Genomic DNA, 17,082 nt, shown 5'->3' with positions numbered 1-17,082 from the left:
TCCTCAGGCCGGAATGCCGGCGCTGATCACCAGAGCAAAAATGAAGGCAAACACGGCAAAGCCTTCCACAATGGCGGCTGGCGCAATCGACATACCGAATATTTCCGGCTTGATTTTGGAAACATTGATCGCGCTGGCACAGCACTGCCCCTGCCGGACCGCACTGAACAGCAGCGCCAGACCCGCCAAGATGCCAACGGCAAACAGGCCCGGCGCATTTTCGATATTTACCTCACGATTAAGTGAGAACATCACCACAATGCCATAAATGGTCTGTGACGATGGCATGGCGGCAATGCCGACGTATCGCCCATGCCCGGTTTCCGTTTCCAGCAGCGCGCCGCAGGCAGCCTGCCCCGCCAGCGCACAGCCAATGATGCTGCCGATAGCACCCAATGCCATGGGGCCATACAGCCCCGCCCATCCCAGTGCCAGTATCAGGTTATCCAAGGGTTCACCTCCCGCTTGGTGAAAGGTTGAAATGCGTAGCCTTCATCCGCAAGGCTCCAGTTGTAGAACTCGATCAAATTCAACCGCAGTCCGTGGATCACGCCACTGACAACGGCCAGTACAAAATTGAGCAGGTGCCCCAGCAGCAGGATCAGCACCTCCAGCAGCAGCCCCATGCCGGGAACGGCAGCCGCAACGTCGCTGGCAAGCTGGTTGAAGGTGATGGCCAACGAGGCGCTGGCCAACCCCAGCGCAAACAGACGCAGATAGCTGAGGACATCACCGAACATTTTTGACAGGCCGGTCAAAGCCATCAGGCCATCAATCAGCCGCCACATCCAGTTCTTCGCCCCCTGCCAGGGGCGATGGCTGGAACAGAACAGAATCGCCATGATGCCCGCGGACATCATGGCCCACTCAATATCGACCTGCTGCCTGAGCCAGGCGCTGACACCGGCCAGAATCAGCACGATCCAGCCCAGTGGAGCCAGCATGACGGAGCTCCCGCGACTGCGCCAGGCCGTAATCAAGTTAGCCAGTACCAGATGCCCGGCTCCCATGATCACTGATATTTTCATCATGCTGTCGAAGTCGTTCATATCAAACAGCTTCAGGCCAGCCAGCGCCTCAGGCGGTGCTGCACCAAAATAACTTCCCACCAACGCGCCCCAGACGGCCGAAAACAGCGCCAGTGTCACCCCAAGCGCGCGTAGACGGCGGCCGGTGGCACTCTCACCCATGCGGCGCCAATAAAAGCCGAGCACCGCTGCAAGCAGAAGCGCATAGCCGGCATCCGAGATGATCAGGGCAAAGAAGATGGCAAACGAGAAAAAGATCACCCGCGATGGATCCCAGCTGCGGTAGCCCGGCATCTGATAGAAACGGACGATATCCTCACCGCCGGAGATGCGGTCAGGGTTTTGCAACAGCGTGGGTGGCAGATCTTCTTCGGCAGGTGCCTCAATCACCAGCGCCAGTCCCTGTCGGCGGGCAAAGGTTTCCAGTGCGTCCTGCTGCTGCGCCGGGAACCAGCCCTGCAGGGCAAACACTTCCTCCGTGTCCAGCGTCTGCCGGCTGACCTCTTCGCGCTCGGCCTCATCTTCATTGCCGGCAAGAGAACGCTGCAGCAGATACAGCCAGCGGGTATACGCCTCACGCTCGGCATCCAGAGCTTCCAGCTCAATCTCAAGGTCTTCCAGTTGAGCCTCAAGCTGTTCAAGCGGGACCGAGCCGGTATGAGTGCGTGGTACCGGCATCTGGTTGCTGCGGGGCTCATCCCTGGCGATGACAGCTACATAGGAGTTGCGGTTGTCACGATGTACCACCGACCAGGGCAGCTCATTGCCTTCCAGCTCATGCATACGGTAGTTCGGCACCAGGTAGAACCAGAGCAGCTGACCACACAGGCCCTGCTCGCCGGGCAGGTTAAAGCTGCCCCAGGGTTCCAGATCCTTGATGCGCTTTCGCAAAAAGTCGCGCTGCTCGTTCAGTTCCAGTCGTTTCTTGCGGTTTTTCAGGGCACCATCGACCACCTGCCGCAGGCCGAAATGACGCTCCGTGGTCACCTGCTTGCGCTTCTGCGGACAACTGAGCAGGTACCGAATCGCCTGCTGCAGCTGTTCGGGGTGTACACCATCGAGCAATGCCACCTCGCGCTCCTGCGACTCATGGCGCAGCGGAATAACATGTACAAGCCCCAGCGCCTGCAGCTGGTCCAGCACCTGAGCCTTGTCCTCGGTCAACCCGATCAAGGTCGCCTTTTGCAGCGTTACAATACTCATTGCAGTGCCACCCTGGCCCGTTTCCCCTTGGCAATTTTGGCCCGCACGACCCCGGCACGCTCGGCATCCGAGAGAGCGATACGGATACGGCGGATATTGGACTCGGTACGGGGAATCAGGACCTTATCGAACAGGTTAAGACGCTGTGTCGTTTTCTGCAGCGCCGCCTCAAGACGTTCAAGCCGTACCCGCTCAACCTGCTGCAGCACTTTCAGCTCAAGCATCTGGCCCAGCAGGTCCACGGCACGGTCGACCCACTGCGGCATCGCCAGCCGTGAGTACTGCGCTCTGTCCAGCTCAACGCGCGCCACGCGGGGCAACTCGATGCCCACCAGATTATCCAGCTGATGCTCAACCCGTTGAATCCTGATCAGACTGTTCAGGTCGAGCCGCGTCTGGGCCAGCATGGGAATCTGCTCGGCCACACTGGCGTTGATCTGATGCTCATCCTGCTGCAGCTGTTCCAGTACACGGCGAGACTTCATTCGCGCTGCCAGTATCTGTTTGCGCTTGAGATCCAGCGCCGGCACGAACTGACGAAAGGACTTCAGCCGCTGATTCTCGTGATTGAGTGTGCTTTTATTGAGCGCCAGCTTGCCCATAACCGACTCAGCCCGCCTGCTGTTGTGGGAAATACTTGTCGATCAACTGCTGCTTCATCAGCAGCTCTTCCGGCTTGAAGCATTCAGCCAGCGTCTGCCAGCACTGATCCAGCGCCTGTTCAAGCGGCATGGACACACTGATATCCATGAAGCGATCATGGAACAGATCGCCAAATCTCAGCAGGCGCTCGTCATATTCGGTCAGGTCGAAGGACATCGCCTGTTTTTGCTGTGCGTCCCTTGCTTCGGCGTAAAAGCGCACCATGGTATTCATGATCTGGCCGTGATCTTCTCGCGTCACCTTGCCGATGACGTGCTGCTTCAGGCGCGAAAGGGAACCGAACGGATCGAGCACGCCGTTATGCAGATAGAACTGACCTTCGGTGATATAACCGGTATTGTCCGGCACCGGGTGGGTCACATCATCACCGGGCATGGTGGTCACAGACAGGATGGTCACCGAGCCGGCACCCTTGTAGTCACAGGCCTTCTCGTAGCGACGCGCCAACTGAGAGTAAAGGTCACCGATATAACCCCGGTTGGACGGCACATGCTCCATGGAGATACCCACCTCCTTGAGCGCATCGGCATAGGCGGTCATGTCGGTGAGCAGCACCAGCACTCGCTTGCCCTCTTCCACGGCAAAGCGCTCGGCTACCGCCAGCGCCATGTCCGGCACCAGCAGCCCTTCCACAGTGGGGTCCGAGCCGAGATGAACAAACATCACCGTACGCGCGCTTACACCGGCCTCTTCGAAGGCGCGACGGAAGAAGTGGTAGTCATCGAATATCAAACCGATCCCGCCGAATACAACCACATCCGCATCGGCGTTAGCACCGATCTGTGCCAGCAGACGGTTGTACGGCTCACCGGCAATGGAAAAGATGGGAATTTTCTGGCTTTCGACCAGACAGTTGAACACATCGATCATCGGTACGTCAGTACGGATCATGCGGGATGCCAGGATGCGCCTGATCGGGTTTACCGTAGGCCCATCGATATCGATACGGGCTTCTTCGGACAGTTCCGGCCCACCATCAATGGGACGACCCGAGCCTGAAAACGCACGCCCCAGTATATTGGGAGAAAAGGTAACCTGCATGGGGTGACCCAGAAAGCGCACACCCGCCTTGGTGGACAGCCCTTTGGTACCGGAAAACACCTGCAGGGAGACGCTGGCACGATCAAGCTGAATCACCTGTGCCATGTAGGGGGGCTGATCAGGGTCGAGGATGTTTTCAATCAATGCCAGGTCACCGTAACCGATGGCAGCAACCTCGCCCTCTTCGGGCTCCGGCACGTGGACCTTGACGATATCCCCCACGATCTCAAGGATGCGCGAGTAGCGAACCAACAACTGTGTCACACCGATTTCCCTCTCATTTGCCATCACTCTCAGAATGCAGCCAGCGGATAGACCTCGTAGGCGACCTCTTCATAGGGGTGTGCCTGCTTCAATGCCGCTACAGCAGACTCGATCAGCTCATCACTGCAGACCATTTCCACTTTCCATTCGGCCACCCTTTCCAGCTGGTGCGGCTGACCCAGGTGGGGGTTGGAGCCTTCAAGCGGGCGAAACTGGCCGGTCCCAAGGGACTGCCAACAGCACTGATCATAATCGCCGATACGGCCAACGCCAACTGCAAACAGAGCCTGCTTGACCGCTTCACAGTTGGCTTCAGGTACAAAAAAGCAGAGTTTGTACATACTGTCTTCCTGCCAATACTGTTCAATTATCTCCACCATAGCGCCAACTGTGCAGTTGCAGCAAGCATGGATGTCAGGATGACAGATTCGGGTGACACAAACATTGCGCGCAGGCATAAAAAAAGCCCGCTACTGGAGCGGGCAGAGGGAACAACAACGTGTTGGATTCAATGCAGGCCCAGTACGTCCTGCATGTCATACAGTCCGGTTTGCTTATCGCCCAACCAGCCTGCGGCACGGACTGCGCCCTTGGCAAAGGTCATGCGACTGGAGGCTTTGTGCGTGATCTCAATGCGTTCGCCTTCGGTCGCGAACAGCACGGTGTGATCACCCACAACATCTCCGGCCCGAATGGTTTCAAAGCCGATCTCTTTTGCAGGACGGGCACCGGTTTGCCCTTGACGACCATATACGGCACAGGTCTTCAGATCACGTCCGAGCGCGTCAGCAACGACTTCCCCCATCCGCAGAGCGGTACCGGATGGCGCATCAACCTTGTGTCGATGGTGCGCTTCGATCACTTCGATATCGTAGCCACCGTCATCACCCAGAGCCTTGGCAGCAATCTCAAGCAGCTTGAAGCAAAGGTTTACGCCCACACTCATGTTGGGAGCAAACACCAGCGCTGTTTTTTCCGCAGCCTGTTTCAGTTCATCCTTCTGACTCTCGTTCAGGCCTGTAGTTCCGATCACCATTTTCTTGCCGTTGGCGGCACAGAACGCCAGGTTCTGCAGGGTGACTTCCGGCGCGGTAAAGTCGATCAACAGGTCAAAATCGGACGCCACATCGTCCAGACTGCCAGCCAATTTGACATCCAGCCTGCCCACTCCCGCCAGCTCGCCGGCATCAGCACCGATCAGTGAACTGCCAGGCTCAACGATGGCAGCACTGAGGCTGACATCATCAGCCTGTTGCAGTGCTTCAATAATGGTTTTTCCCATACGGCCGGCTGCGCCGGTCACCGCTACTCTGATCATGCACCTGCCCCGCTGGTCTGTATCCATATACCTGATTGTGTGATGATCAGGTCATATCTTCAAAGAACTTTTTCACCGAATCGAAGAAACCGTGTTTCTTCGGGCTGTGCTTGCTGTTGCCCTCTTCAGTGGCATCAGCAAATTCTCGCAGCAGCTCTTTCTGGCGACTGTTCAGATTAACCGGTGTTTCGACGATTACCTTCACCATCAAATCACCCACGCTGCCGCCTCGAACCGGGGTCACACCCTTGCCACGCAGGCGGAACAGCTTGCCGGTCTGGGTTTCGGTCGGGATCTTCAGTTTGACGCGGCCATCCAGTGTCGGCACGTCAAGCTCACCACCCAGCGCCGCATCCACAAAGCTGATCGGCACCTCACAGTAAAGGTGCTTGCCATCACGCTGGAAAATCGCGTGTTCACGCACATGTACCTGTACATACAGATCACCGGCTGGGCCACCATGCGAGCCGGCTTCACCTTCACCGGCCAGTCGAATGCGATCACCTGTATCAACACCGGCCGGAATCTTGACCTGCAGCGTCTTGGTTTTTTCCACCCGGCCCTGACCGTGGCAGCTGTCGCAGGGGTCGGAAATGACCTTACCCTCACCGCGGCAGGTTGGGCAGGTCTGTTGTACCGAGAAGAAACCCTGCTGCATCCGCACCTGTCCCATGCCACCACAGGTGGAGCAGGTCTTGGCACTGGTACCTGGCTTGGCGCCACTGCCATCACAGGTTTCGCAGCTGACGTAGGTGGGAATTTGCAGCGTTTTCTCACAACCGCGCACCGCTTCTTCCAGCGTCAGGTCGAGGTTGTAGCGCAAATCGGCGCCACGCTGTACGCTGGAGCGGCGGCGCCCGCCACCGTTTCCACCGAAAATGTCACCAAAAACGTCACCAAAAATATCGGAGAAGTTGCCTTCAAAGCCACCGCCTCCGAAGCCGCCCATACCACCCTGGCCATCCACACCCGCGTGGCCGAACTGGTCGTAAGCCGCTTTTTTCTGGGCATCCGACAGTACTTCGTAGGCTTCGCTGATCTCCTTGAACTTGTCTTCAGCTTCCTTGTCGCCCGGATTGCGGTCCGGGTGGTATTTCATCGCCAGCCGACGATAGGCCTTTTTGATATCGCGGTCGGAGGAGTCGCGCGATACGCCCAAAAGTTCGTAGTAATCCTGTTTTGCCATGATCCGAATCTGACCCGTCAGGTTTGACTCCAAAGAGCCGGACATGACAACGCGGGCAGAAGCCCGCGTTGTCACACTGCAACGATCGACACTCGCGAACGCTTACTTCTTGTCGTCGTCTTTGACTTCTTCAAACTCGGCGTCAACGACATCGTCCGCGGCATCCTTTTCGCCCGCTTCGCCACCGGCCTGTTCAGCCTGAGCCGCATCGGCGTACATTTTCTGAGCCACCGCTGACAGCGCTTCAGTCAGAGTTTCAGTCTTGCTCTCGATGGCTTCCTTGTCAGAGCCCTTGAGCGCCTCTTCCAGATCCTTGATAGCCGACTCGATCTTCTCTTTTTCATCCGCAGTCGCCTTGTCACCGGCATCTTTCAGGGTCTTGTGTGCGGTGTGGATCATCGCATCACCCTGGTTACGCGCAGTGGTCAGCTCCTCGAACTTCTTGTCCTCTTCGGCATGCGCTTCGGCATCACGCACCATCTGTTCGATCTCATCATCATTCAGGCCGGAAGATGCCTTGATTACGATGGATTGTTCCTTGCCGGTAGCCTTGTCCTTGGCGGACACGTTCAGAATACCGTTGGCATCAATATCGAAGGTTACTTCGATCTGCGGCATGCCACGCGGTGCCGGCGGGATATCGGCCAGATCAAAGCGGCCCAGAGACTTGTTCTGGCTCGCCTGTTTTCGCTCGCCCTGTACCACGTGAATGGTCACCGCTGTCTGGTTGTCGTCCGCTGTCGAGAACACCTGCGACTTTTTGGTCGGGATAGTGGTGTTCTTTTCAATCAGGGAGGTCGCAACACCGCCCATGGTCTCGATACCCAGCGTCAGCGGAGTGACATCCAGCAGCAGTACGTCTTTCACATCACCGGACAGAACCGCACCCTGAATGGCAGCACCAATGGCGACCGCTTCGTCCGGGTTCACGTCCTTGCGTGGCTCCTTGCCGAAGAACTCAGCCACTTTCTTCTGTACCAGTGGCATGCGGCTCTGACCGCCGACCAGGATCACCTCGTCAATCTCGGACACGGACAGTCCAGAGTCTTTTACCGCAATGCGGCAAGGCTCGATGGAGCGCTCGACCAGCTCTTCCACCAGCGACTCCAGCTTGGAGCGGGTCAGTTTCACGTTCAAGTGTTTCGGACCGGTCGCATCGGCCGTGATGTACGGCAGGTTGACGTCGGTCTGCTGTGCGGAAGACAGCTCAACCTTGGCTTTCTCACCAGCTTCCTTCAGGCGCTGCAGCGCCAGCGGGTCGTTGTGCAGGTCGATTCCGCTTTCTTTCTTGAATTCGTCCGCCAGGTAGTTGATCACCGCCAGGTCGAAATCTTCACCACCTAGGAAGGTGTCACCGTTGGTTGCCAACACTTCAAACTGGTGCTCGCCATCCACATCGGCAATCTCAATGATGGAGATATCAAACGTACCACCACCCAGGTCGTATACGGCAACGGTCTTGTCACCCTTGGACTTGTCCATGCCATAAGCCAGCGCAGCCGCTGTCGGCTCATTGATGATGCGCTTCACTTCCAGACCGGCAATTCGGCCTGCATCCTTGGTGGCCTGACGCTGAGAGTCATTGAAGTAGGCCGGCACGGTGATTACCGCTTCAGTGACCGACTCGCCAAGATAGTCCTCAGCGGTCTTCTTCATTTTTTTCAGCACTTCAGCCGATACCTGCGGCGGCGCCATCTTTTTGCCTTTTACATCAACCCAGGCATCGCCGTTGTCGGCCGCGATGATTTTGTAAGGCACCATCTTGATGTCTTTCTGAACCACCTTGTCATCATAGCGGCGGCCAATCAGACGCTTGATGGCATACAGCGTGTTGTCCGGATTGGTAACGGACTGGCGCTTGGCCGGCTGGCCAACCAGTGTTTCGCCGTCATTGGTATAGGCGATAATAGACGGAGTGGTGCGATCACCTTCCGCGTTTTCAATAACTTTTGTCTTGTCGCCGTCAAGGATCGCCACGCAGGAGTTGGTGGTGCCCAGGTCGATACCGATAATTCTGCCCATGTCTTACTCCGATCTTTCTGTGACCCGTATTGGGTCAAAAACTGTTCAATTAGCCGTTGTGCATCTATATGGGTACGGCAGCGATTTTTTCAACTCCGGCTTCAGCCTTTTGCTACCATTACCATGGCAGGACGTACCAGACGGCCATTCAGCAGGTAACCCTTCTGTACCACAGTGACGACCGTGTTAGGCTCAACACCCTCTGCCGGCACCATAGACATCGCCTGGTGGTGCTCCGGATTAAATACTTCACCCTGCGGATTCAGTTGCTCCACATTGAATTTTTCCAGACTGGAGAGGAACAGCCCCAGCGTCATCTCGACACCTTCACGAATCGCCTTGACCTTATCCTCATCGCCCTGGCTGGCTTCAATTGCACGCTCAAGGCTATCCACCACCGGCAGCAACTCTGTAGCAAATTTTTCCAGACCAAACTTGTGTGCCTTTTCCACATCCTGCTCGGCACGGCGGCGAATGTTCTGAATTTCAGCCTGCGCACGCGGTTTGAGCTCAGCCAACTCCTTTTTCAGGGCGTCAACCTCAGCGCGGGATTCTTCCAGCTGCTGGATCAGGCTGACTTCCGTCTCTTCGGCAGCACTTGGCTCTACAACTTCACCTTCGGCGGCCAGCACTTCAGGTTCGTTTTGAACCGGCTCGACGGTTTCATTCTGATTCTGCTGCTCTTTCGACATCAGGTCTCTCCAACTGACACTTGAGTATTGGCGTTGATGGCATCTATATGGGGCTCACTCAGATGGATTCAACCGGCTTAAAGATTTTTTTTCGGCCAGGGATTGCAGGTGACGATTAAATGGCTTATACAGTTAATACTGTATAAATAACCATATGTGATCATCATGCTGACCCAACTGACCATTCGCAACTTCGCCATCGTAAGCGACCTTGAAGTCGAGCTGGATCGAGGGATGACTGTCATCAGCGGCGAAACCGGCGCCGGCAAATCAATCATGCTGGACGCCCTCGGCCTCTGCCTGGGTGATCGGGCTGACAGCGACAGTGTCAACAGCGGCGCAGAGCGCGCCGAGCTCACGGCCAGCTTTGATATCCGCCAGATTCCACAGGCCAGGCTGTGGCTCAGCGAACACGACCTGGAGGGAGACCCCCAGGAATGCCATTTGCGGCGAGTTGTAACCCGCGAAGGCCGCAGCCGCAGCTATATCAACGGTCGCCCCGCACCACTGGCACTGCTGCGCGAGCTCGGCCAGTACCTGGTTGACATTCACGGCCAGCATGAACATCAACGACTATTGAAGAAGGATCATCATCGGATCCTGCTGGACGAATTCGGCAACCATACCGAGCTGGCTGAAGAAGCACGCCGCCTATACCACAAATGGCGCCGCCAGCATGCCGAGCTGGAGCAACTGACCCAGGTATCGGACGAGCGCAATGCACGCATTCAACTGCTGAGCTACCAGGTCGAAGAGCTGGAGCAGCTTGCGCTGACTCAGGGAGAGCTGGAACAGCTCGAGCATGAGCAGCAACTGCTGGAAAATGCCGGCAGCTTGTTGAGTACAGGCCAGCAGCTGCTCAACATCAGTCATGAGGATGACAGCCTCAACTGTCAGTCCATGTTGCACCACTGCCTTCAGCTGCTGCAACAGCTCGGCACGGAAGATTCGCGCCTGCAACAAGCCAGTGAAATGTTTAACAGCGCACTGATACAGGTAGAAGAAGCCGGTCGCGAGGTTCGTCACTTTCTGGAAGCGGTCGAAATCAACCCCGAACGCCAGCAGGAGGTAGAGGAACGCCTGACGGCCATCTACGATGTAGCACGCAAACACCGCCTACTGCCTGAGCAACTTATTGAGTTCCAGCAATCGCTGCAGCAGGAACTGATGAGCTTGACCCGATCCGACAATGAAATTGAATTACTGGTCGACGAAGTCGAAACAGCCTGGCAGAGCCACCTTAAAACCGCCGCTGAGCTCAGCCTTGCACGGCAGCAGCAAGCGGAGCGCCTTGATCGCCTAGTCGGCGCCCAGCTGCATGCCCTTGGCATGCCTGCCGCCCGTTTCAGCGCATGCCTGACGCCACTGGATACTGAGCGCTACAATGCCAACGGCCTTGAAGAGGTCGAGTTCCTGATCAGCACCAACGAAGGCCAGCCAGCCCGCGCACTGGCGAAAGTTGCATCAGGCGGTGAACTGTCTCGTATCAGCCTGGCAATACAGGTAGTTACAGCACAATCATCCAGCACCCCAACACTGGTATTTGATGAAGTCGATGTCGGTATCGGCGGTGCCATCGCTGAAGTGGTAGGTCGGATGCTGCGTGAGCTGGGTGAGCGGGTGCAGGTTTTATGTGTTACACATCAGCCCCAGGTGGCAGCACAAGGGCACCAGCATCTGTACGTGAGCAAGAGGGGACAGAAGGGCACAGCCCAGACTCGGGTATCACGGTTGAGTGAAGCCCAAAGAGTAGAAGAGGTTGCGCGTATGCTGGGCGGGGTAGATATTACCCGCACGTCCATGGAGCACGCACGGGAAATGCTGTCAGCTTAAGCGGCTGACAGCACCGGAATCACTTTTTGACGTCGTCTTCGCAGCCGCCCTTACACACGCCATACAGGTAAAGCGTACGGTCGGTAATGGTAAAGCCGAGCTGGTCTGCAACCTTGTCGAGAATTTCAGATACCTTGGGCTCTGTAAACTCGCGTACTCGACCACACTTAACGCAGACCACATGATCGTGATGTTCGTCGCGTGCCAATTCGAATACAGAATGCCCACCTTCAAAGTGGTGGCGCGACACCAGACCGGCCGCTTCAAACTGAGTCAGAACACGATACACCGTGGCCAGACCGACATCTTCCCCCTGCTCCATCAGCAGTTTGTAGATATCTTCCGCACTGAAGTGGTCGCCTTCGCCGGCACGTTCGAGAATCTGATAAATTTTGACCCGCGGCAGAGTCACCTTCAGTCCGGCTTTCCGCAGTTCCTGATTTTCCAGTGCCATATTAGGTCTCAATCACTATGCTGTTCGGGATTTGCAATGTTAGACTCCATTATCTTTGTTTAGGCATGAAAACGGAAGCCATTTACCGATGCGAAAGGTTCTTCTCAGCACAACACTTGCCCTGATGATCGCCGGTTGCTCCGAGTTCCCGGGCGTTTACAAGATCGATATCCCTCAGGGTAACGTGGTTACTCAGGAGATGGTCAACCAGCTGCGCCCCGGCATGACGCACTCTCAGGTACGCTACGTCATGGGCACACCACTGATCACCGACACCTTCAGTGAGGGGCGCTGGGACTACCTGTACAGTATCAAGGAGGGGAACGGTCAGCGCTATCAGGAACGGATCAGCATTTTCTTTGAAGATGGCAAACTGACCCGTCTTAGCGGCGACTTTCGTCCGGGGGCAGAGCCGGATCAGCCTCGCTAACCGTTTATCCGATGCGGGGAGTCACTCCCCGTCGTCCCGTTTCGTTTGTTCCGCCGCCTTCTCAGCTTTCATTTTTGCAGCTCGACGGGCACGAACCTCCTTGGGGTCCGCAATTAGCGGCCGGTATATTTCAACCCGATCACCGTCCTTCAGCACCGTCGTTGCTGGATCTTTTATCGCCTTGCCAAAAATCCCCATCGGCGCGCTTGCAGGATCAACTCCGGGAAACAGCTCGGCAATTCCTGAGCGAACAACTGCCTGGTAGGCAGTACATTCCTCATCCACCTGCAGTGCAATAATTTTCTGCTCATGGGGTAGTGCATAGGCCACTTCGACACTGATCATTACGCCTCCTGACCATATACTGTATCGGCACGCATCACGAATGCATCCACCAGCGTTGTTGCCACCGAATTAAACACCTTGGACATGGCGAGCCCGGTGAGCTTGCCCCTGAATTCAAAATCCATCTGCAGCTCTACTTTTGAAGCGTCTTCGCTCAGGGGAGTGAAGGTCCACTTACCCCTGAAAGACGAAAACGGCCCTTCAACCAGCGTGATCTCCATTGAGTCCGGGCGCTGCAGGATATTGCGCGTGGTAAAGCTATATTTAAGCCCCCCCTTTGACAGATGCAGAGTGGCCACCAGTTCCTGAGCAGACTCGGAAACCACCTCGGTGGATGCACACCAAGGCAGAAAAGCCGGGTAGTTACGCACATCATTGACAAGATCGAACATCTGCTCGGCAGAGTGCAGCACCAACGCGCTGCGGTTTACCTGTGTCATAGCATCCTCATCCGACCACCGACTCAGGCCAGCTTGCCGTACAGATTGACCACAAAAATCACTGCAACCGCAACCGGAGCGATAAACCGAATTGTGATTTGCCAGGCACTGTAGGCGACAGAGCTGTCCAGTGCCAGCTCATCGCGGGTCATTTTCTGCGTCAGAACCCAACCCGCATAGACGGCAATCAACAACCCACTCAACGGCAACATGATGTTGGCGGTAATGAAGTCCAGGAAGTCGAAGATGCCCATGCTGAATATCTTGATGTCCGCCCAATGGTTAAACGACAGCAGTGATGCAATACCCATCAGCCAGATGATGAAGCCAAGCAAAGCGGCGGCATGAAGGCGCTTAAGCCCAAAGCGCTCCACAACCCAGGCCGTTGCAGGCTCCAGCAGGGAGATCGCTGAAGTCCATGCGGCAACACCTACCAGCAGGAAGAACAGAAAGCCAAATATCTGACCGCCTGGCATTTGACCAAAGGCGACCGGCAGAGTGATAAACATCAGTCCCGGCCCCGCTCCCGGATCCAGCTGGTTGGCAAACACGATTGGAAAAATGGCAAGGCCTGCAACCAGCGCAACCAGCGTATCCAGCACCCCTATTGTCAGAACAGTGGCACCGATTGAATCCTTTTTACCCATATAGGAGCCATAGGCCATAATCGCCCCCATACCCAACGACAGGGTAAAGAAGGAATGTCCCAGAGCTACCAATACTGCATCCCAAGTCAGCGCGTCAGGGTTGAAGCTGAACAGGAATGACCAGCCCTCAGCGAAGCTCCCGCTGTTGAATGAGTAGCCCAGAAGCACCAATAACAACAGGAAAAGAGCAGGCATCATTATCTTGGTTGCTCGCTCCAGCCCCTTGTTTACACCACCGGCCACGACCACGACCACCATCAGCACAAAGACTGAGTGCCAAATCAACATCTGATCCGGACTTGCCAGCAGCGACTCAAATTTCTTACCAGCAAGATCACTGCCTATATCAACAAACTGTCCCGTTCCCATGCCGGCGATATAGTGCAGAACCCAGCCCGCCACCACCGAATAAAATGAGAAAATGATGTAACCCGCCAGCACACCCAGCCAGCCAATCAGGCCCCACCGAGGATCTCTGCCGGCTTCAACGGCCGTTTCGCGCACTGCATTGATCGGGCTTTGCCTGGCCCGACGACCGACCAGAATCTCACCCATCATGATCGGTATACCGACCAGAAGAATACAGACCAAATAAACCAGCACAAACGCGCCGCCACCATTTTCGCCCGTGATATAGGGGAATTTCCAGATATTACCCAGGCCAACTGCAGATCCTGTTGCTGCCAGAATGAAGATCCAACGGTTCGCCCATGAACCGTGCATAGACTGCTTTGACTGCATAGTGTTCTCAGGTTAAAAAATTCAGGAACAGCAATTGTTCATATTTCGGACAAGGGTGACAACCTTTTGCTGCATCCGTAAGCCCCAATCGGTAGATTAATTACACTTGAGCGGCAGTAGCAGCCGCTTTCAATGCAGACAGTCGCTCTATATAATCGCGCCATGGCGAAAAAGAAGAAGTCCCCCGGCGGAAATACCATCTGCCTGAACAAGCGTGCCAAGCACGAATACACTATCGAAACTCGATTCGAGGCTGGGGTGTCTCTCAGTGGCTGGGAGGTCAAAAGCCTGCGTGAAGGGCGTGGCCAGCTTGTCGACTCATACGTTGTCTTCAAGAATGATGAAGCCTGGCTTGTAGGGGCACACATCACACCTCTGATCTCAGCCTCAACACACTTTGTCACAGACCCCAGGCGTGATCGAAAACTTCTGCTGCACCGACGCGAGATTGAAAAGCTGACCACCGCCGTCGAGGCCAAAGGCTACACCTGTGTAGCCCTGGCTCTTTACTGGAAGAACGGCATGGTCAAGTGTGAAATTGCGCTTGTGAAGGGAAAGAAACTGCACGACAAGCGTGCTGACGAGAAAGAGAAAGACTGGAATCGACAGAAACATCGCGAAATGTCGGTTGCAGCCCGTTGAACCTTTTCACTTTCTTCCAGCCTATAATGACGGTATAATGACTCGTTACATATCTGGGGGTGACTTGGCTTCGACGCTGATTACGAACCCTTGGGTGCATGCCGAGAACGTGATGATTCTCGTTAATCCCTCATCACACAGTTATAGTTGCAAACGACGATAACTACGCTCTAGCCGCTTAAGTCGGCTAGCGCCGCACTCTAAGGTGTCTGTAACTCAGAGGTTCGCGGTGTCATATGAGACAGAATCGCCTGGATGCTTTGCTCTAAGCTGAACGGTTAAAACTAAAAGAGCTCGCCCATAGCACCCTGGCTCTCGGGTCGCGACGGGTTAATTGAATAGAGATGCCTAAGCATGTAGATCTTGAGGCAGAGGATTGGCGGACGCGGGTTCGAAACCCGCCACCTCCACCAAACACCCAGAGTTAGAACCCTGTTTTTACAGGGTTTTTTCTTTTCTAGCCCCTCCTTTTTGCTCAAAGTGTCACCAATGTGTCACCGGAGCCAATTTCACCGCCTCTTCCAAGTGTTCAGAAAAAGCCTGCATACCGCATTGTCACCTAAACCAACTAGTGTCCCAGGGTAAGCTGAAAGGTAAGAATATTGCCGCCCTTCATAACCGGTAACTGGCAAAGGTATGACAGAGAACCCGATTGCCTGGCCAGCAACTCAATACCCGTCTTTACCAATACACGCCCAAAAGAGCCAATGTAGCTGGTGAAATTACTATGCTAGGTAAGCCTACTAAAAGACATTAGAAGAAATGCTCAATATATTGATGCAGGTCATCATCTTATGGCCTGATAGCGCAATATAAGAATTTTTCCTATATACCCGCGCAGACCATATGCCTATTATGCCCCTGAGGTTCACAGGAAGTGATCAAGACGACAGGAGTTCGTACCTCACCGCCTGCTTCGGGACTGAAGCAGCGGCTGACAGGGAAGTCAGTGACAGGGCCCGCCGCAGGGAGAGCGCCGGGCCCTTTCTTTTGCTTGGCATTCATCCGCCTTGTCTTGCGCTGACGGGGTTGCTGCGTATCCATCAGGTGAACCCATCTTGAGCTCAACACGCTGACCATCCGATAGTGTCCACTTATTTTTAAGTAGACACTATCAATGCCGCCAGCCGAACGTATCCGTTTCACGGATTGTACTGGGTAACCCGGGGCCTTGACGCCAACATGGTACGGCGCTGGATGCAAGAAGCCGAGCGCGCCAATACACCGGCACCGGTGCCGGCCTTCGTCCCCGTTCAACTCCCTGCACTACATCGGCCAGCTCAGCTCGATCGCTCGGTTATTCGGATCGCGTGTACAAGACCTTCGGGAACAGTCGTTGTTGAGTGGCCGGTTGATCAGGCCCAGCCGTGCATTGCCCTGTTGCGCGACCTGTTATCATGATCCGCATCGATGAGGTCTGGTTGGCCACCGAGCCCATGGACATGTGGGCGAAGCCTGATACGGCGCTGGCACGGGTAGTCTAGGTGTTCGGCGAGGCGCGACCGCTTACCTATTTGCCAACAAGCGCGGTAACCGCATGAAGGTACTGATCCATGATGGCCTGGGTATCTGGCTCTGTTCGCGTCGACTGCATCAGGGCCACTTCAGCTGGGCCAATACCTGACGCGGCAAGCGTATAGCATTAACACCCAAGCAACTGCAGGCGCTGGACTACAACCTGGAGCGCTGGTCCGTCCTGACGCGGTACCTGCAGGATGGTGCTGTCCCCATCGATAACAACCGTGTGGAAAACCTGATCCGTCCCTGGGCACTGGGTCGCAAGAACTGGTTGTTCGCGGGCTCGTTACGCAGCGGCCGTCGTGCGGCCACGATCATGAGCCTGATCCAGTCAGCGAAGCTGAACGGACATGAACCCTATGCGTACCTGAAAGACGTGCTGGCTCGACTCCCTACACAGAAAGCCAGTGCGATCCATGAGTTGTTGCCTCACAACTGGAAACCGGTAGATGACGACTGACAAGGTGTGATCACCGGACGGATACGATCACCGGGCGGTTACGCTGCTGCCGTGCTTCGTCCCAATGCAAAAACCCCGGCCTCAACGAGGCCGGGGTTTCTGGTATTAAGTGCCTGGCGATGACCTACTCTCACATGGGGAAGCCCCACACTACC

The 17,082-nt window shown here is 55.6% G+C and carries 16 protein-coding genes, 1 other RNA gene and 2 pseudogenes; 6 read left to right on the top strand and 13 right to left on the bottom strand.

Translation table 11 applies throughout. The annotated features are described in order from the left end of the window. Positions 1-3: 3 nt before the first annotated feature. From ABIE60_RS14825 to grpE, 9 genes are all read right to left on the bottom strand, one after another. Positions 4-450, bottom strand: a complete 447-nt coding sequence (locus ABIE60_RS14825) for an ATP synthase subunit C (protein WP_354470295.1) — start codon at positions 448-450, stop codon at positions 4-6. Further along, positions 438-2,231 (bottom strand): V-type ATP synthase subunit I, encoded by a 1,794-nt coding sequence (locus ABIE60_RS14820; protein ID WP_354470294.1) that lies wholly within the window; start codon positions 2,229-2,231, stop codon positions 438-440. Before ABIE60_RS14820 ends, ABIE60_RS14825 begins: the two co-directional genes overlap by 13 nt. Continuing rightward, a complete protein-coding gene (locus tag ABIE60_RS14815) occupies positions 2,228-2,833 on the bottom strand; it encodes a V-type ATP synthase subunit D (protein ID WP_354470293.1) in 606 nt (201 codons plus the stop codon). The genes ABIE60_RS14820 and ABIE60_RS14815 overlap by 4 nt, the downstream gene beginning before the upstream one ends. Positions 2,834-2,840: 7 nt before the next feature. Then, a complete protein-coding gene (locus ABIE60_RS14810) occupies positions 2,841-4,199 on the bottom strand; it encodes a V-type ATP synthase subunit B (RefSeq protein ID WP_354470292.1) in 1,359 nt (452 codons plus the stop codon). A gap of 29 nt (positions 4,200-4,228) precedes the next feature. Next, a complete protein-coding gene (locus tag ABIE60_RS14805) occupies positions 4,229-4,540 on the bottom strand; it encodes a YqfO family protein (RefSeq protein WP_354470291.1) in 312 nt (103 codons plus the stop codon). Positions 4,541-4,707: 167 nt separating this feature from the next. Next, positions 4,708-5,517 (bottom strand): 4-hydroxy-tetrahydrodipicolinate reductase, encoded by an 810-nt coding sequence (gene dapB, locus ABIE60_RS14800; RefSeq protein ID WP_354470290.1) that lies wholly within the window; start codon positions 5,515-5,517, stop codon positions 4,708-4,710. Between the two features lie 46 nt (positions 5,518-5,563). Next, entirely contained in the window at positions 5,564-6,703 is a 1,140-nt protein-coding gene (gene dnaJ / locus ABIE60_RS14795) for a molecular chaperone DnaJ (protein WP_354470289.1), read from the bottom strand. 102 nt (positions 6,704-6,805) lie between these two features. Continuing rightward, complete coding sequence (dnaK, locus tag ABIE60_RS14790) at positions 6,806-8,725, bottom strand: molecular chaperone DnaK (protein WP_354470288.1); 1,920 nt, start codon at positions 8,723-8,725, stop codon at positions 6,806-6,808. Between the two features lie 101 nt (positions 8,726-8,826). Continuing rightward, positions 8,827-9,417, bottom strand: a complete 591-nt coding sequence (grpE, locus tag ABIE60_RS14785; RefSeq protein ID WP_354470287.1) for a nucleotide exchange factor GrpE — start codon at positions 9,415-9,417, stop codon at positions 8,827-8,829. Positions 9,418-9,582: 165 nt separating this feature from the next. Between grpE and recN the strand changes: the two genes are divergently transcribed. Next, the gene (gene recN, locus ABIE60_RS14780) at positions 9,583-11,250 is read left to right on the top strand and encodes a DNA repair protein RecN (protein WP_354470286.1); all 1,668 of its coding nucleotides are present in this window, start codon (positions 9,583-9,585) and stop codon (positions 11,248-11,250) included. 19 nt (positions 11,251-11,269) lie between these two features. On the opposite strand, the gene fur is transcribed toward recN, so the two are convergent. Continuing rightward, positions 11,270-11,704 carry a ferric iron uptake transcriptional regulator gene (fur, locus tag ABIE60_RS14775; protein WP_354470285.1) on the bottom strand — a complete coding sequence of 145 codons (435 nt, stop codon included), beginning with the start codon at positions 11,702-11,704 and terminating at the stop codon, positions 11,270-11,272. A gap of 88 nt (positions 11,705-11,792) precedes the next feature. On the opposite strand from fur, the gene ABIE60_RS14770 reads away from it, so the two are divergent. Then, positions 11,793-12,134 (top strand): outer membrane protein assembly factor BamE, encoded by a 342-nt coding sequence (locus ABIE60_RS14770; protein ID WP_354470284.1) that lies wholly within the window; start codon positions 11,793-11,795, stop codon positions 12,132-12,134. Positions 12,135-12,155: 21 nt separating this feature from the next. Here the strand turns inward: ABIE60_RS14770 and ABIE60_RS14765 are convergent, their stop codons facing one another. The 3 genes from ABIE60_RS14765 to ABIE60_RS14755 are packed head-to-tail and all read right to left on the bottom strand — an operon-like array spanning position 12,156 to position 14,307. Further along, on the bottom strand, positions 12,156-12,479 hold the full coding sequence (locus ABIE60_RS14765) for an RnfH family protein (protein ID WP_354470283.1): 324 nt from the start codon (positions 12,477-12,479) through the stop codon (positions 12,156-12,158). Then, positions 12,479-12,919 carry a type II toxin-antitoxin system RatA family toxin gene (locus ABIE60_RS14760; RefSeq protein WP_354470282.1) on the bottom strand — a complete coding sequence of 147 codons (441 nt, stop codon included), beginning with the start codon at positions 12,917-12,919 and terminating at the stop codon, positions 12,479-12,481. The genes ABIE60_RS14765 and ABIE60_RS14760 overlap by 1 nt, the downstream gene beginning before the upstream one ends. Before the next feature lie 23 nt (positions 12,920-12,942). Further along, positions 12,943-14,307: a sodium-dependent transporter gene (locus tag ABIE60_RS14755; RefSeq protein WP_354470281.1), complete on the bottom strand. Its 1,365-nt coding sequence runs from the start codon at positions 14,305-14,307 to the stop codon at positions 12,943-12,945. A gap of 162 nt (positions 14,308-14,469) precedes the next feature. Between ABIE60_RS14755 and smpB the strand changes: the two genes are divergently transcribed. From smpB to ABIE60_RS14735, 4 genes and pseudogenes are all read left to right on the top strand, one after another. Then, complete coding sequence (gene smpB, locus ABIE60_RS14750) at positions 14,470-14,949, top strand: SsrA-binding protein SmpB (RefSeq protein ID WP_354470374.1); 480 nt, start codon at positions 14,470-14,472, stop codon at positions 14,947-14,949. Positions 14,950-15,004: 55 nt separating this feature from the next. Further along, positions 15,005-15,362, top strand: a transfer-messenger RNA (tmRNA) gene (gene ssrA, locus ABIE60_RS14745). A gap of 1,100 nt (positions 15,363-16,462) precedes the next feature. Continuing rightward, a pseudogene (tnpB, locus tag ABIE60_RS14740) lies at positions 16,463-16,573 on the top strand (IS66 family insertion sequence element accessory protein TnpB); the annotation flags it as partial. 36 nt (positions 16,574-16,609) lie between these two features. Beyond that, positions 16,610-16,927 (top strand): annotated as a pseudogene (locus ABIE60_RS14735) (transposase domain-containing protein); the annotation flags it as partial. Positions 16,928-17,082 lie beyond the last annotated feature (155 nt).

It is taken from the genome of Marinobacterium sp. MBR-109 (genome assembly GCF_040547565.1).
GTDB lineage: Bacteria > Pseudomonadota > Gammaproteobacteria > Pseudomonadales > Balneatricaceae > Marinobacterium.
The sequence above is the reverse complement of the archived record's forward strand: the minus strand, read 5'-3'. Positions and strand labels throughout refer to the sequence as shown.